Origin of the sequence: Streptomyces sp. NPDC048248, assembly GCF_043201875.1 — a bacterium.
Classification (GTDB): domain Bacteria; phylum Actinomycetota; class Actinomycetes; order Streptomycetales; family Streptomycetaceae; genus Streptomyces.
The window spans coordinates 35,740-53,328 of record NZ_JBICZL010000031.1; the positions used below are offsets into that span (position 1 = coordinate 35,740).

Annotated in this window: 5 protein-coding genes; all 5 read right to left on the minus strand. The window is 70.5% G+C overall.

The features are described 5' to 3' along the window. Positions 1–55: 55 nt before the first annotated feature. The 5 genes from ACGFZW_RS36850 to ACGFZW_RS36870 all read right to left on the minus strand — a co-directional run bounded on the left by ACGFZW_RS36850 (position 56) and on the right by ACGFZW_RS36870 (position 17,334). Positions 56–658 (minus strand): dTDP-4-dehydrorhamnose 3,5-epimerase family protein, encoded by a 603-nt coding sequence (locus tag ACGFZW_RS36850; RefSeq protein ID WP_393897692.1) that lies wholly within the window; start codon positions 656–658, stop codon positions 56–58. Beyond that, positions 655–1,905, minus strand: coding sequence for an activator-dependent family glycosyltransferase (locus ACGFZW_RS36855; RefSeq protein ID WP_393897693.1), 1,251 nt, complete (start codon positions 1,903–1,905; stop codon positions 655–657). Before ACGFZW_RS36855 ends, ACGFZW_RS36850 begins: the two co-directional genes overlap by 4 nt. Before the next feature lie 115 nt (positions 1,906–2,020). Further along, positions 2,021–2,791 carry a thioesterase II family protein gene (locus ACGFZW_RS36860; protein WP_393897694.1) on the minus strand — a complete coding sequence of 257 codons (771 nt, stop codon included), beginning with the start codon at positions 2,789–2,791 and terminating at the stop codon, positions 2,021–2,023. A gap of 80 nt (positions 2,792–2,871) precedes the next feature. After that, complete coding sequence (locus ACGFZW_RS36865) at positions 2,872–14,418, minus strand: type I polyketide synthase (protein WP_393897695.1); 11,547 nt, start codon at positions 14,416–14,418, stop codon at positions 2,872–2,874. 27 nt (positions 14,419–14,445) lie between these two features. Beyond that, positions 14,446–17,334: a type I polyketide synthase gene (locus tag ACGFZW_RS36870; protein WP_393897696.1), complete on the minus strand. Its 2,889-nt coding sequence runs from the start codon at positions 17,332–17,334 to the stop codon at positions 14,446–14,448. Positions 17,335–17,589: the final 255 nt, after the last annotated feature.

Genomic DNA, 17,589 nt, shown 5'->3' on the forward strand with positions numbered 1-17,589 from the left:
GTGAATGGTGCGACTCCACCGACCGGCCATGGGGGTCCACCGGTCGGTGGAGCGGTCAGAGTCGACGCAGCGCCTCATAGCGGGTCAGGCAGGCGTCGTGGTCGGGGAGCGCGCCGGCCTGCCGGGCCTGTGCCAGCGTGGGCGCGTCACGGTCCCGGTCGGACAGCATCGGCGGGATGCCGTCCGGCCAGGGGAGGGCGAGGGCGGGGTCGAGAGGATCGACCTCGTGCTCCACGCCCGGGTTGTACTCGGTCGAGCAGAGGTACGCGGCCACAGTGTCGTCCTCCAGGGCCATGAACCCGTGGCCGAGTCCCTCGGCGAGGTAGACCCCTCGGCACGTACGGGAATCCAGCACGAGCGAGTCCCACTGCCCGAAGGTCGGCGAGCCCACCCGGAGGTCCACGACCACATCGAGCATCGAGCCCCGGGTGCAGGTGACGTACTTGGCCTGTCCGGGGGGCACGTCCGCGAAGTGGATCCCGCGGATGGTGCCGCGCCGGGACAGGCTGTTGTGGTACTGCCCCAGTCGCAGCGGATGCCCGACAGCCTCGGCGAAGGAGGATTCGGTGTAGTTCGCGCAGAACGTTCCCCGGTCGTCGGCGTGCACCGCGGGCGCGAATTCGTAGGCGCCCCCGATGACCAGTTCCCGTACGCTCACGAGCGGTGCTCGGCGGTCAGCTTCTCGAGCACCGGAACCAGCTCGGCGGGGCTCGGCGTCGCCAATATCTCGTGCCGGAGCCGGTCGGCGGACTCCTGGAAGGACGGTTCGTTCAGCAGGCGCTGAATGCCCTCGCGAACCCCCTGGGCGGTGAGCTCGGCGGCATGCACGTACAGGCCCGCACCCGCGGCATCCAGCGCGGTCGCCTTCGACCACCAGTCCGCGAACCGGATCGGGGCCATGAGCTGCGGCACCCCGTCGACCAGTGCGGTCGCCCAGGAGCCGAAGCCGCCGTGGTGGAGGATCGCGGAGCAGCTGGGCAGCAGGGTGTGCAGTGGCACGAAGTCCACGAGGCGGGTGTTGTCCGGCACCCGCTCCAGTCCGGCCGACACCTCCTCGGGCAGCGCCGCGACGAGTTCGATGTCGAGGTCGGCGACCGCGTCGAGGATCTCCTGGACGGGCACGAAGGAGCCGCCCAGCGCGCCGAAGGACACTCCGGAGGTCAGGCAGACCCGGGGGCGCTGGGGCTTCTCACGGACCCACGCGGGTTCCACCGCCGGCCCGTTGTAGGGCACCCAGCGCACCGGGACACGCGGCCCGTCCAACGGCAGCTGAAGGCTTTCCGGGATCTGGTCGATGGTCCACTGACCGGTGGTGAGCTCTTCGTGGAAGTCACTGCCGTAACGGGCGAGCAGGCCGGACAGCCAAGCGGCGAGGGGGTCCTCCCGCTTGTCTTCCGGCTGCTGTTCCTTCAGTTCGAGGAAGGTCTTGCGCATCGCCGCGTAGATGTCGACCGCCCACAGCATGCGCGCGTGGGCGGCACCGACGACCCGGGCTGCCACCGGCGCCGCGAAAGTAAGCGGGTCCCAGATGACCAGGTCCGGCTGCCAGTCCCGGGCGAGCGCCACCATGTCGTCGACCATGCAGTCGTTGTAGATCTGGTAGGCGAACTGGACGCTCATGCGGTACTTCGTGAGCACCTTCTCCCAGGTCTGCCGGTCGGTGAACGGCTCCGACCAGTCGGAGATCTCGTTCTCCAGCTGGTCGTGGTGCATGGCGAACATCTCGTGCAGATTATGGTCACTGCCGACGGAAACGGCGGTGAGACCGGTGCGGGTGATGGCCTCGGTGAGGGCCGGGTTACTGGCGACCCTCACCTCGTGCCCGGCTGCAGCGCATGCCCACGCCAACGGAACCATGGTGTACAAGTGGGATTTCTCGGAGACGGTGGCGAACAGCACGCGCATGTGTATTTCTTCTTTCCTCAGGCCCATCACGCACTTTCAGCAAAGCTGAGGCAGGACCTGACGCCAACCCCTACCGACCCCCTATTCATGGCCGGCGCTCCATTTCAGCTGGAATTCAACTCCCCGGATGCCGCGCGGAGATAAGGAAATCCGAGACCGTGTTGACGACGGCGGCCTTCTGGTCGCCGAGATAGAAGTGGCCTCCGGGGAACACCTGCAACTCAAACGTTCCCGAGGTGTGATCCGCCCACCCCGCCACGTCGTCGACGGTGACACGGATGTCGCTGTCGCCGCCGAGCCCCACGATGGGGCAGCGCAGCAGGGGGCCGGGCACGTAGCGGTAGGTCTCCGCCGCTCTGTAGTCGCCGCGGATCGCGGGGAGCGCGAAGCGCAGCAGCTCCAGGTCGCCCAGGATCCGGGAGTCGGTGCCGCTGAGCCGCTGCAGCTCCGCCACGATGCCGTCGTCGTCGAGCTGATGAATCTCATTGCTGCGGTGCTGGGACGGCGCGTTCCGGCCGGAGGCGAACAGGGCGGCCGGCAGGATGCCGGCTTCCTGCTCCAGCAGCCGCGCCACCTCGAAGGCCACGCTTGCGCCCATGCTGTGGCCGAAGAGAGCGAGCGGCATATCGGTCCATCGCGTGAGCACGGTGAAGATCTCCCGGGCCAGCCCCTGGACGCTCTCGACGGGCGGTTCGATGCGCCGGTCCTGCCTCCCGGGATACTGGACGGCCATCACCTCGATCCCGGAGGACATCTCCTCGGACATCGGGAAGAAGAAGCTCGCAGATCCTCCTGCGTGCGGGAAGCAGATCAGCCGCACCTTGGCGTCGGGCTGAGGGTGGAAGCGGCGTAGCCAGAGGCTGTCGTCACGGGTCGGCGATGCCATAGTGGTATGTGTCCCTTTCCGGGGTACTGGTCGAGCCGCGTATCCCACGCGGCGGCACGGCGGCGGGGCCGCGCATGAAGTCACCGCGAGGACAGGCCCGAGATCCATGTCTCGATGGCCGCCGCGGTCGAAGCGACGTGGTCCTCCATCACGCTGAAGTGGTTGCCCTGTACGTCGACGACGTCATGGGGCAGGTCCCAATAGGACCGCCATGCCTCCGCGGTCGCCGGGGTGTTGGCGCCGGCCAGCGGCTCCTCGGCCCGGACGAGCAGGGTGGGCGCGGAGACCGGCTGCGGCTCCCACTCCTTGCAGATGTCGAGATACCAGCCCATTGCCGAGAGCCGGTCGTCGTCCATCGCGACAAAGGTTCCTTCGCGTTCCGACATGCCGTCCATCAGGGCGAGTCCGAACTGGTTGACGAAGTTGCTCTTGGGTACATAGGTGTCCACCAGGACGACACCGGCCGACTGGATGCCGAGGGTTTCGAGGCAGCCCGCCGCGGCCTGGGCGAACCAGCCACCCGCCGACGTTCCGAGCAGAACGAACGGGTCACCGCCGGCGGCCTGCGCGATGGCCTCCGCCTGGACCTGAACCACGGCGTCCATCGTCGTCGGGAGGCTTTCGTCCCGGACGAACCCGGGCAGCGCAAGCGCCGATACGTCGCGCAGCCCCCGGAAGGACGAGGCGAACCGTGCGTACTGGTGCAGACCGGCCACGGCGAGACAGGAGGGAAGGCAGAACACCTGGGTCCGTGCCTCCCCCCGGCCGAGCCTGACGGGTGTGGGCGGCTTGGCGAGATCGGCAGTCGAGCTGAATTGCGGCCGCAGCGCCGCGACGGCTCGCAGCAGGTCGAACGCCTCGCCCCACTTGCCGTTCTGGAACGCCCCCATGTAGAGCGAACTCAGCGTGGCCGAGCCGTCGTTGATGGTGGCCTGGGCGGGAGCCGCAGGACCTGAGGCGCGCTCCGCGGCGGTCGGCGCCGCGGCCAGCTCATGGCTCAGCCGCTCCGCCAGCTCGGCCGGAGTACGGTGGTCGAAGGCCAGTGTCGCGGGCAGCCGCAGACCGGTGGCCGCGTTCAGACGGTTCCGCAGTTCGACGGCGGTGAGCGAGTCGAATCCGGAATCCACCAGCTGATGGTCTGCCGTCACCGACCCCGCCCCCGAATGGCCGAGCACGGCGGCCACGTGGAGGCGCACCAGGTCGAGCAGCGCGCCGAGCTGCTCGGCCTCCGGCAACGCCGCCAGACGCGCGGCCGATGACGGCGCTTTGGTGCCGTCGGTGCCGACCGCGGCCACGGCCCGGCGGCCAGGGCCGCGCACCAGTCCGCGGAGCACGGCGGGCAGAGCGATGTCCGACGCACCGGTCCGCAGGGCCGAGGTGTCGATGCGGACCGGCACCAGCAACGGGTCCTCAAGGCCGAGAGCGATGTCGAACAGCCGCAGTCCCTGATCGGTGGCCAGCCCGCCCACACCGGCGCGCGCCGCACGGGCGACGTCACTCTCGTCAAGCGTGGAGGTCATGGCACTGAGTTCCTCCCACGGGCCCCAGGCGAGCGACGTGGCAGGCAGGCCCTGGCTGCGCCGGCTGTGCGCAAAGGCGTCCAGGAAGGCGTTGGCCGCGGCGTAGTTGGCCTGCCCGGCGCTGCCCAGCACACCCGCCGCCGAGGAGTAGACCACGAAGGTGGCGAGGTTCCGGTCCCGGGTCAGGTCGTGCAGATTCAGCACCGCGTCCACCTTGGGCCGCAGCACCGCCTCCAGTCGCTCCGGGGTGAGTCCGTCGATGAGACTGTCGTCGACGACACCCGCGGTGTGCACCACGGCGGTCAGCGGACGGTCGGCGGGGATCGCGGCAAGCACCTCCGCCAGGGCCTCGCGGTCAGCGGCGTCGCAGGCGGCGATCGTGACCTGGGCACCGAGTCCGGCGAGTTCCGACCGCAGTGCCTCGGCACCTTCGGCGGCCGGGCCACGGCGGCTGGTCAGCACCAGACTGCGGATGCCTCGCTGCCGTACGAGGTGCCGGGCCAGCAAGCCGCCCAGGACGCCCGTTCCGGTGATCAGCACGGTGCCCTCGGGGTCCCACGCCGGCTCGTCGGTATCCGGGGCGGTCCGCACCCTGTCCAGCCTCGGCACCATGAGTTCGCCGGCGCGCACCGCCATCTGCGGTTCGCCGGACAGCAGCGCCGCGCCCAGAGCCCTGCCGGACGCCTCCACGTCATCGATGTCGATCAGCACGAAGCGCTCCGGGTTCTCCGACTGCGCCGAGCGGACCAGGCCCCACAGCGCTGCGTTGGCCAGATCGGATACGTCCTCACCGGGAGCGGTGGCGATCGCACGACGGGTGAGGAAAACCAGCCGGGACGAGGCGAACCGCTCGTCCGCGAGCCAATCCTGGACCAGCGACAGAGCGCGCCGGGTGGCGTCCCGTACCGATGCGGCGCAGTTCGGGGCGGGCGGGCACGAGACGAGCACCATGGGCGGAGCCGAGCTGCCCGAGTCGGCGGCGCCGCCGAGTGCTCCCAGGTCGGAGTAGGACTCCAGGGAGAATCCGGAGCGGTCCAGGAGTTGAGCCTCCTCGGGATCGTCCGACCCCACGAGCGCCAGTCTGGCCCCGGACGGCAACAGTGCCGGGGCCGGCACGGACGGCCAGCCGACCCGGAACAGCGCCTCGTATCCGACCGGCAAGGATGCCCCGACCTGCGCGGCCGACATCTTTCGCAGCACCAGAGCGTCGATGTCCGCGACCGGGCTGCCCGACGAATCCGCGACCGTTACGCACACGGCGTCGGTGCCCGCGGCACCGATCCGCACCCGCAGCTCCGTCGCTCCGGACGCCCGCAGAGACATGCCGGTCCAGGAGAACGGCAGCCGGCCCTCTCCCTCTCCGCTCTCGAAGAGCGAGCCGAGGGCGATGCTGTGCAGAGCGGCGTCGAGCAGTGCCGGATGCAGGCCGTAGGCATCGGCTGCGGTCTGCTGGTCCTCGGGCAGCCGCACCTCGGCGTAGACCTCGTCGTCGGCCGCCCACACTCGTTGCAGCCCCTGGAACGCAGGCCCGTAGCCGAAGCCGGCTTCGGCGAACCGCTCATACAGATCGCCGACCTCGACCGGCTCCGCGCCGGCCGGAGGCCACACGCTCAGGTCGACGGAGCTGCCCGTGGCGCCCTCGGCGCTCAGGGAACCGCTCGCGTGCCGCGTCCACGGCTCGGAGAGGTCGGCGCTCTCCGACCGGGAGTGGACGCTGATGGTCCGAATGCCGTTGTCGTCGGGGGCATCGACCGTGACCTGCAGAGCCAGACCACCACGCTCCGGAAGCACCAAAGGCGCCTCCAACGTCAACTCCTCAACCCGCTCACAACCGACCCGGTCCGCCGCCTGCACCGCCAGCTCAAGAAACGCCGTCCCCGGAAACAACACCACACCCGACACGGCATGATCCGCCAACCACGGCTGAGACTGCACCGACAACCGCCCCGTCAACACCAGACGATCACCACCCGCCAACGACACCTCAGCACCCACCAACGGATGACCACCCACACCCAGCCCCGCCGACACCACATCCCCCACACCCACCGGCACATCCAGCCAATACCGCTCACGCTGGAAGGCATACGTCGGCAGATCCACCCGACGCGCACCACGCCCCTCGAAGAACGCCCGCCAATCGACCTCAACTGCCGCGACGTGCATCCGGCCCAATGCCGCTACCGCCGACTCCTCCTCGCCCCGGCCCTTCCGCGAGAACGCAATGAACTCGCCCTCCTCAACGCACGACTCACCCATCGCCGAAAGAACACCGGCCGGACCCAACTCCACAAACCGATTCACGCCACGAGTCGACAGCGCACGCATCCCGTCGTGAAAGCGCACCGCCTCCCGCACATGACGCACCCAGTACTCCGCCGAACACACCAACCCCGACGAAGCCACCTCACCCGTCACATTCGACACCAACCCCAACCGCGGCTCCCGAAACACCACCCCCTCAACAACCCGCCGAAACTCCTCCAACACCGGCTCCACCAACACCGAATGGAAAGCATGAGAAACCCGCAGACGCGACGACTTCCAACCACCCGAAGCCACCACCCCACACACCGCATCCTCAACACCCGACAACACCACAGACCGCGGACCATTCACCGCAGCCACCGACACACCATCCCCACACCCCACCAAGAACGGCGCGACCTCCTCCTCCGAAGCCACCACCGACACCATCACCCCACCCACCGGCAACGCCTGCATCAAACGACCACGCGCCACCACCAAAGCAACCGCATCATCAAGCGACCACACCCCCGCAACAAACGCCGCAGCCAACTCCCCCACCGAATGCCCCATCACAAAATCCGGCCGCACACCCCACGACTCCACCAACCGGAACAACGCCACCTCAAAAGCAAACAACCCCACCTGAGCAAAACCCGTACCCTCCAACAACGGAACCCCACCAGGCCCCGCCACACCGGAGAACACCACCTCACCCAGCGAACACCCCAAAAGCCCATCCGCCACCGCACACACCTCATCAAACGCAGCAGCAAAAACCGGGAACACCCCATACAACTCCCGGCCCATCCCCACACACTGCGCACCCTGACCCGTAAACAAAAACGCCGTCAAAGCATCAAAGGCCTGTGACCCCGGCGCCCGCCCAGACGCCAACTCCTGCAATCCGGCGAGCAATTCTTCCTTTTCCCGGCCGACCACCACAGCACGGTGCTCGAACACCGCGCGCCCCGTTGCCAACGAGAAACCCACGTCAACCGGCGACGCCTCCGGCGACAAGGCCACATGCGCAAGCAACCGCTCCGCCTGCGCCCGCAACGCACCCACCGACCGGCCCGACACCACCCACGGCACCACAGCAGTTGACCGATCGGCCGCCTCGGCGTCGACGGCCGGCGCCTGTTCCAAAATGGCGTGGGCATTCGTGCCACTGATCCCGAATGCCGACACACCGGCACGACGCGGCGCTCCCGTCCGCGGCCACTCCCGGGCCTCGGTCAACAACTCCACCGCACCCGCAGACCACTCCACGTGCGGCGTCGGCTCATCCACATGCAACGTCTGCGGCAACACTCCATGCCGCATCGCCATCACCATCTTGATCACACCGGCCACACCCGAAGCAGCCTGCGTATGACCGATGTTCGACTTCAACGCACCGAGCCACAGCGGCCGCTCCACCGAACGGCCCTGCCCATACGTCGCGAGCAAAGCGCCCGCCTCGATCGGATCGCCCAGCGACGTCCCCGTCCCGTGCGCCTCCACCGCATCCACATCGGACGAAGCCAGCCCTGCCCCGGCGAGAGCTGCCCGGATCACACGCTGCTGCGCCGGACCGTTCGGCGCACTCAGACCGTTGCTCGCACCGTCCTGATTGATCGCCGAACCCCGCACCACCGCCAGCACCTGATGGCCATTGCGCCGCGCGTCCGACAACCGCTCCAACAGCAGCATCCCGGCTCCCTCGCCCCACCCGGTGCCGTCCGCCTGCGCGGAGAAGGTCTTGCACCTGCCGTCGGGGGCCTGGCCGCCCTGGCGGCTGAAGTCGACGAAGAGGTTGGGGGTCGACATGACGGTGGCGCCGCCGGCCAGCGCCATCGCGCACTCGCCACGGCGCAGCGACTCCGCGGCCAGATGCAGGGCCACCAGCGACGACGAGCAGGCCGTGTCGACCGTGACGGCGGGCCCCTCCAGACCGAAGAGGTAGGAAACACGACCGGAGGCGACGCTGCCGGAGCTGCCGCTGCCGACATACGCCTCAAGGTCCTCCGGTACCTGCGGCAGCCGGAGGCTGTAGTCCTGGTACATCAGACCGGCGAACACACCGGTCGGGCTGCCCTTCATCGAGGACGGGTTGATGCCCGCCCGTTCGAAGACCTCCCAGGAGGTCTCCAGCAGCAGCCGCTGCACCGGGTCCATCGCCAGCGCCTCACGCGGCGAGATCCCGAAGAAGGCCGGGTCGAAGTCGTACGCGTCGTAGAGGAACGCGCCCTCGTTGGCGTAGGACTTGCCGGGCAGGCGGCCCGTGGGGTCGTAGAGGTCGTCCACATCCCAGCCGCGGTCGGCCGGCATCGCGGCCATCGCGTCGGTGCCCTGGGCCACCAACTGCCACAGGTCCTCCGGGCTCCGCACCCCGCCGGGGAAACGGCAGCTCATCCCGACGATCACAATCGCGTCGTCGTCGACCGGAGGCACGGCTGTCGCCGCGGCGACAGCAGACCGGAGCTGCTCACCGAGCGCCTCGGTACGCAGGTACTCGGCGAGCGCCGCCGGAGTGGGATAGTCAAAGACCAGGGTGGTCGGCAGCCGGAGCCCGGTGGCCGTGTTCAGCCGGTTCCGCAGCTGCACGGACGTCAGCGAGTCGAAGCCGATTTCCTGGAAGGCCCGGTCGGCGGCGACCGACTCGGACGACGGGTGCCCCAGCACGGCGGCGACCCGGGAGCGGACCATGTCCAGCAGGAAGCGACGCTGTTCGGTCTCGCTCTGCCCGGCGAGGCGCTGCGCGAGCGAGTCCGGACCGTCCGTCGAGGTTCCGGCCTCCACGACGCGGCGGGCCGGGGTCCGTACGAGTCCCTGGAGCAGGGCCGGTACGGAGCCGGTGGCGGCGTAGGTCCGCAGCGCGGCGGTGTCGAGCAGGACCGGCACCAGCACGGGCTCGTCGCGGTCCGCGGCCATGTCGAAGAGCGCCATGCCCTGTTCGGCGGAGAGCGGGGCCACTCCCGAGCGAGTGGAGCGCGCGGTGTCCGTGCCGTCGAGGTGGTCGGTCATGCCGCTGCGGTCGGCCCACAGGCCCCAGGCCAGGGCCTGGCCGGCCAGGCCACGGGAACGGCGGTGCTGAGCCAGCGCGTCCAGGAAGGCGTTCGCCGCGGCGTAGTTCGCCTGACCGGGGCCACCGAGGACGCCGGCTCCCGAGGAGTACAGCACGAAGCCGGACAGGTCCAGGCCCGCGGTCAGCTCGTGCAGGTTGGCCGCCGCATCGACCTTGGGGCGCAGGACCCGCTCCAGTTGACCCGAGGTCAGTCCGTCCACCACGCCGTCGTCCAGCACGCCGGCTGTGTGGACGACCGCCGTGAGCGGGTGTGCCGTGTCGATGCGGGCAAGCAGCCCGGCGAGGTCGTCGCGGTCCGCGGTGTCGCAGGCGGCCATGGTGACCTCGGCGCCGAGCGACGTGAGTTCGGCGCGCAGCGCGTCGGCGCCGTCGGCTTCAGGACCGCGGCGGCTGGTCAGCAGCAGGTGGCGAATGCCGTGACGGGTGACCAGGTGGCGGGCGAGCAGGCCACCGAGCGTGCCCGTGCCGCTGATCAGCACGGTGCCGTCGACGTCCCAGCCGAGGGGCGCCTCGGCCGGGGACACGGCGGTCACCCTGGCCAGTCTGGCAGCGTGTACGACACCCTCGCGGACGGCCAGTTGCGGCTCGCCGGTTGCCAGCGCGGCCCGGAGAGCACGGACGGAGTCCTGGTGATGGTCGATGTCGATCAGGGCGAACCGGCCGGGGTTCTCCGTCTGGGCGGAGCGCACCAGTCCCCACACTGGGGCGTGCGCCAGGTCGGGCACGTCCTCGCCGGGCAGGGCAGTGGCACCGCGGGTGACGAACACCAGCCGGGACGCGGCGAAGCGTGGGTCGCGCAGCCAGGTCTGCACCAGGCTCAGGGCTCGTCCGGCTGCGGCGTGCGCCGCCCCGGCGTCGGCGGAGCTGTGGCCGTCGGCCCCGTCACCGGTCCCCGAGGCGTGCGACTGAGGGGCACAGGGGACGAGCACGACCTCCGGCACCGGGCGGCCGAGGGCCTCCAGGGCGGGCAGGTCGAGCGGCTCCAGGCCCGGCAGCGCGCCGAGCCCGAGCCGGTCCTCGCCCCAGACGCCCCACGGGGCGGGAAGTCCGGCGGTGGTGGCTGTCAGCGGCTTCCAGTCCACCCGGAACAGCGCGTCGGTGAGTCCGGCCTGTGTACCGGAGAGCTGCTCCGGCCGTATCTCGCGCAGCAGCAGCGCGTCGACCGACGCCACCGGCCGGCCGACGGAATCGGCGACCTGGACGGCGACCGCTTCCGGGCCCGCGGGGGACAGACGTACCCGCAGCTCGGCGGCGCCGTCGGCGTGCAGGGTGACGCCTGCCCACGAGAACGGCAGCCGCCCGGTCCCCCCGGCGCTTTTGTCCCCCGCGCCCTCGAACAGCGGCCCGAGCGCGATGCCGTGCAACGCCGCGTCGAGCAGTGCGGGGTGCAGACCGAAGGAACGGGCGTCCTCCTGGTGCTCCTCCGGCAGCCGTACCTCGGCGAAGACGTCGTCACCGAGCCGCCAGGCCGCCCGCAGGCCCCGGAAGGCCGGGCCGTAGCCGAAGCCGTTCTCGGAGTACCGCTCGTAGAGGTCCTGGACGGCCACCGGTACGGCGCCGGCCGGGGGCCACTCCGAGAGGTCGAAGGAAGCCGGGCACGCTTCGGGCAGGACGGTGCCGGAGGCGTGCGCGACCCAGGCGTTCTCCGCGGCGTCCTCCGTACGGGAATAGATACCCACCGTCCTGCGGCCCGCGGTGTCCGGCTCGCTGACTGTGACCTGCACGGCCACGCCGTCCGTCGCGGGCAGCAGCAGCGGGGCGTGCAGCGTGAGTTCCTCGACCCGGGCGCAGCCGACCCGGTCGGCGGCCTGCACGGCGAGCTCCAGGAAGGCCGTTCCGGGCAGGAGCGCGGTGCCGGTGAGGGCGTGGTCGGCCAGCCAGGGGGAGGTCTCCAGGGAGAGCCTGCCGGTCAGCAGCAGCCGGTCGGCGTCCGCCAGATGGACAGCCGCCCCGAGCAGCGGATGGTCGGCCGCGCCGAGACCGGCCGACGCCACATCGCCGGCGGTCACCGGAGCCTCCAGCCAGTAGCGCTGTCGCTGGAAGGCGTACGTGGGCAGTTCGGTGCTGCGCGCCCCGGTACCGGCGAAGACCGCCTGCCAGTCCACGGAGCCACCCATGACGTGTACTTCGGCGAGGGAGGTGAGGAAGCGGTCATGGCCGCCCTCCTCGCGCCGCAGCGTCCCCACGGTGACGGCACTTGAGGCGGCGTCCTCGAAGGTCTCCTGCATCGCCATGGCGAGTACGGGGTGCGGGCTGGATTCGATGAAGGCGCTGTGGCCGTCGGCGAGCAGCGCCCGAACGGCCCGTTCGAACTCGACCGGTTGGCGCATGTTGCGGTACCAGTAGCCGGCGTCGAGTTCCCGGGTGTCCAGCGGTGCGCCGGTCACGGTGGAGTAGAACGGGATCTGCGAAGCCTGCGGCTCGACGGGGGCCAGGTCGGCGAGCAGCCGCTCACGAAGCGGGTCGACGTGCGCCGAGTGGCTGGCAACCTCCACTCCGGGGACCCTGCGGGCCTTGATGCCGTCGGCGGTGAGCTGCGCCAGCAACTCGTCGAGGGCGTCGCGATCCCCGGCGACCGTCACGGAGGCGGGGCTGTTGCTCGCCGCCAGGGATATCCGGTCGGCCCGGTCCTCGATCCGCGGTGCGATCTGCTCCGCGGAGGCCAGCACCGAGAGCATGCCGCCCTTGCCTTCGATCTCCCGCGACGCCTTGCTGCGCAGCGCGACGACCCGGGCGGCGTCCGGCAGCGACAGTGCACCCGACACGTAGGCGGCGGCCACTTCGCCCTGGGAGTGGCCGACGACCGCGGAGGGCTCGACGCCGTGTGCGCGCCACAGGGCGGCCAGCGACACCATCACGGAGAACAGCACCGGCTGGACGACGTCGATGCGGTCGATCGAGGGCGCGCCGGCCCCGCCTTGGAGGACATCGACCACGGACCAGTCCAGGTACGGGGCCAATGCCTGGTCGCATGCGTGCAGTTGCTTCGCGAAGTCGGGAGAGGACGTCAGCAGCGGCCGGGCCATGCCGACCCACTGCGATCCCTGGCCGGGGAAGACGAACACGGTCTTGCGTCGGCCGCCGGCCAGGCCCTGGACGAGCTGTGCGGCGGGTTCACCGTCGGCGAGGGCCCGCAGACCGTCCAGCAGCCCGTCCCGATCCTGGGCGATGACCGCGGCGCGGTGGTCAAGAGCGGCGCGCTCCAGGGCCAGCGAATACCCGAAGTCGGCGGTGGCCACGTCCGAGTGGGCGGTCAGATGGTCGAGGAGCCGCGCGGCCTGGGCCCGTATCGCCTGATCGGTCTTGCCGGACACGAGGAAGGGCAGCGCCGAGGGGCCTTCGTGGACGGGGGCGTCGGCCGCGCCCGGCGAAGCGGCGGCGGCCGTGTCCTCGTCGGCGGCCGCGGGCTCCGGGGCCTGTTCCAGGATCACATGCGCGTTGGTGCCGCTGAAGCCGAACCCGGACACGGCGGCCCGGCGCGGGGCTCCGGTCTGCGGCCAAGGCCGGGACTCGGTCAGCAGCTCGACGCCGCCGGACTCCCAGTCGACCATGGCCGTGCGGTTGCCGGCGTGCAGCGTCTTGGGAAGGATCGCGTGCTGCAGTGCCAGCACCATCTTGATGACGCCACCGACTCCGGCCGCGGCCTGGGTGTGCGCGATGTTGGACTTCAGGGAGCCCAGCCACAGCGGCCGGCCCTCGGCGCGTTCCCGGCCGTAGGTGGCCAGCAGCGCACCGGCCTCGATGGGGTCGCCGAGCCTGGTGCCGGTGCCGTGCGCCTCCACCACTTCGACCTCGGATGCGGAGAGCCGGGCGTTGGCCAGCGCGGCGCGGATCACCCGCTGCTGCGAGGGCCCGTTCGGCGCGGTCAGCCCACTGCTTGCGCCGTCCTGGTTGACGGCCGAACCACGCACCACCGCGAGCACCGGGTGCCCGTTGCGTCGCGCGTCGGACAGCCGCTCCAGCAGCACCGTGCCGACGCCCTCACCCCAGCCGGTCCCGTCCGCCCCGTCGGCGAATGCCTTGCACCGGCCGTCCGAGGACAGCGCCCGCTGCCGGGCGTACTCGATGAACGCGACCGGAGTGGACATCACCATCGAGCCCCCGACCAGGGCCATCGAACAGTCGTCGCGGCGCAGTGCCTCGGTGGCCAGGTGCAACGCCACCAGCGACGACGAGCACGCCGTGTCGACCGTGACGGCGGGCCCTTCGAGCCCGAAAGTGTAGGAGATACGGCCCGAGGCGACGCTGCCGGAACCGCCCGCGCCGAGGTAGCCCTCGACGTCCTCGGGCACCGTGGTCAGCCGGGAGCCGTAGTCCTGGTACATCACTCCCGCGTACACACCGGTCCGGCTGCCCTTGAGCGTCGTCGGGTCGATGCCGGCCCGCTCGAAGGTCTCCCAGGCGGTCTCCAGCAGCAGCCGCTGCTGGGGGTCCATGGCCAGCGCCTCCCGGGGCGAGATGCCGAAGAACCCCGGGTCGAAGTCGTACGCCCCGTCGAGGAACGCCCCCTCCTCGACGTAGCTCTTGCCCTTCGCGTCCGGGTCCGGGTCGTACAGGGCCTCGGTGTCCCATGCCCGGTCCGCGGGGAGCGGACCGACCGCGTCGCGCCCCTCGACCACGAGCCGCCACATGTCCTCCGGGGTCGAGACGCCTCCGGCGTAGCGACAGCTCATGGCGACGATCGCGATGGGATCCTGGTCCCGCTCCTCGATCTTCTGCAGACGCTGGCGAGTGCGGTGCAGGTCCGTCGTCACTCGCTTGAGATAGTCGCGAAGCTTGTCTTCACTCACGGTGCTCACCGTTCAACCGCCGCTTTCTTAGGAAAGGCCAAGTTCGTTTTCGATGAAGTCGAAGATCTCGTCGTCGGACGCCGATTCGAGCTCGGCGACCTCGACCTCGCCCGCCGCTTCCTGGGCCTGGCCCAGCTTCGACAAGAGGTCCTGCAGGCGGGTGGTGAGTCTCGTCCGGGACGCCTCGTCCGCGGCCACCCGCGTCAGGTCCGACTCCAGCCGGTCGAGTTCGGGGAAGGCCAGCGGGGCGGCCGCCGGCTCGGCCGGTGTGACCTGCGCCGCGAGGTGCTCCGCGATGGCGCTCGTCGTCGGATGGTCGAACAGCAGGGTCGCGGGTAGCCGCAGTCCGGTCGCCCGACCCAACTGATTGCGGAGTTCGACCGCGGTGAGCGAGTCGAAGCCCAGCTCCAGCAGCCCTCGGTCCACGTCGATCGCATGGGAGTCGGTGAACCCGAGAACCCTTGCCGCCTCTGTCCTGACCAGGTCCAGCAGCAACCGGTCACGCTCCGCGTCGGGAAGCCCGGCCAGCCGTCCCATCAGCCCGTCGGCGCCGTCGGCGGCCGTGCCGCCCGTGGCCGTGGCGCCGACGGCCGTGGCGCGGCGGGCGGCAGGCCGGACCGGGGTCCGGACCAGGCCGCGGAGCAGCGGCGGTACGGGGCCGGGGCCGCCCGCGAGTGCCGCGAGATCCAGCCGCATCGGCAGCACGACCGGGGCATCCAGCGTCCGCGCGACGTCGAAGAGTGCGACGCCTTCGGCGGAGGAGAACGGGGCGATGCCGCCACGTGCCAGCCGTGAGAGGTCCGCGTCGGCGAGCTTTCCGGTCATCTCACTGCGCTGCTCCCACAGGCCCCAGGCCATCGTCTGGACGGGGAAGCCCTGGGCCCGGCAGTGGGTGGCGTACGCATCGAGGAAGGCGTTCGCCGCCGCGTAGTTGCCCTGGCCCATGCCACCGAAGGTGCCGGCGATGGAGGAGAACAGCACCAGAGAGGAGAGCCCGAGGTCGCGGGTCAGCTCGTGCAGGTTGACCGCCGCATCCACCTTGGGGCGGAGCACCCCGTCGAGCCGCTCGGGGGTGAGGGATCCGACGATGCCGTCGTCCAGCACACCGGCGGTGTGCACCACCGCGGTCAGCGGGTGTGCCGCGTCGACGGTGGCCAGCAGTGCGGCGAGGTCTTCGCGGTCGGCGACATCGCAGGCCGCCATGGTGACCTCGGCGCCGAGCGCCCTGAGCTCCGCGCACAATTCCCCGGCACCGTCTGCTCCGTTGCCGCGGCGGCTGGTCAGCAGCAGGTGACGTACTCCGGCACTGGTCACCAGATGACGTGCCATCACGCCGCCGATCACACCGGTGGCACCGGTGATCAGCACCGTCCCGGTGCCCCGGTCAGATGCCGTCGGCTCGGTGGCGCCGGTCGGTGGGTGGGCAGGGGCCAGCCTGGCGGCCCCTACGGTACCGCCGCGCAGCGCCAGCTGCGGTTCGTCACCGGTGAGCGCCTGGAGCAGTGCGAGCACGCCCGCGGCATCCGTTGAGCTGTCGACGTCGGCCAGGACGAACCGGTCCGGGTTCTCCGACTGCGCCGAGCGGACGAGTCCCCAGACCGCGGCGTGCGACAGATCGGTCACCTGCTCGCCGGCGACGGCAACAGCGCCGCGGGTGAGAAAGACCAGCCGTGATCCGGCGAACCGCTCATCGGCGAGCCAGCCCTGGACCAGCTCCAGCGTCCGCCCCAGGGCCGTGCGTACGGTCTCGGGGAGGGGTCCGGACTCCGGTGGGCAGGTCACGAGCACGACCTCGGGCAGCGCCGTCGGGTCTGCCGCCGCAAGGGCTTCAAGATCCGGGTAGGCGGGAAGTCCGAGGCCGGCAACCACGTCGAGGCCGTCGTCACCGAGCAAGGCCCACCCCGTGTTCCCGGCCGGTTGCCGGGTGACATCTTCCGGTGCCACCTCGGTCCAGTCCAGGAGGTACAGCGAGTTCTCCGAGGCGGGGGCGCCCAGTTGTTCGGGCCGCGCCCGCAGGGCGAGCGAATCGACGGTGGCCACCGGCCGGCCGATCGTGTCCGCCAGGAGCAGTGACACCGCGCCGGACCCGTCGGGGGTCAGTCGTACCCGCACCTCACCGGCGCCCGAGCTGTGCGGGGTCACCCCCGTCCAGGAGAACGGCAGCTTCCCTCCGCCGAGTTGCAGCGACGGACTGAGGGCGATGCTGTGCAGGGCTGCGTCGAGCAGTGCCGGATGCAGTCCGTAGTCGCCGGCTGCGGTCTGCTGGTCCTCGGGCAGCCGCACCTCGGCGTAGACCTCGTCGCCGAGCAGCCACGCCGTCCGGATCCCCCGAAAGGCCGGGCCGTAGCCGAAGCCGTTCTCCGCGAACCGCTCGTACAGATTGCTGACATCGATCGGGGTGGCTCCCTCCGGCGGCCAGGCCGCCTGGAGGTCGTACGAACCCTCGTCCCCTTCCGGGCCGACGACACCAGTGGCGTGCCGGGTCCACGCCTGCGAGGAGTCGTCGTCCTGCGGCCGGGTGTAGATGCCCAGCGAGCGAATGCCGTTGTCGTCGGGGGCATCGACCGTGACCTGCAGAGCCAGACCACCACGCTCCGGAAGCACCAAAGGCGCCTCCAACGTCAGCTCCTCAACCCGCTCACAACCGACCCGGTCCGCCGCCTGCACCGCCAGCTCAAGAAACGCCGTCCCCGGAAACAACACCACACCCGACACGGCATGATCCGCCAACCACGGCTGAGCCTGCACCGACAACCGCCCCGTCAACACCAGACGATCACCACCCGCCAACGACACCTCAGCACCCACCAACGGATGACCACCCACACCCAGCCCCGCCGACACCACATCCCCCACACCCACCGGCACATCCAGCCAATACCGCTCACGCTGGAAGGCATACGTCGGCAGATCCACCCGACGCGCACCACGCCCCTCGAAGAACGCCCGCCAATCGACCTCAACCCCCGCAGCATGCATCCAGCCCAATGCCGCTACCGCCGACTCCTCCTCACCCCGCCCCTTCCGCGAGAACGCAATGAACTCGCCCTCCTCAACGCACGACTCACCCATCGCCGAAAGAACACCGGCCGGACCCAACTCCACAAACCGATTCACCCCGCGAGCCGACAGTGCACGCATCCCGTCGTGAAAGCGCACCGCCTCCCGCAC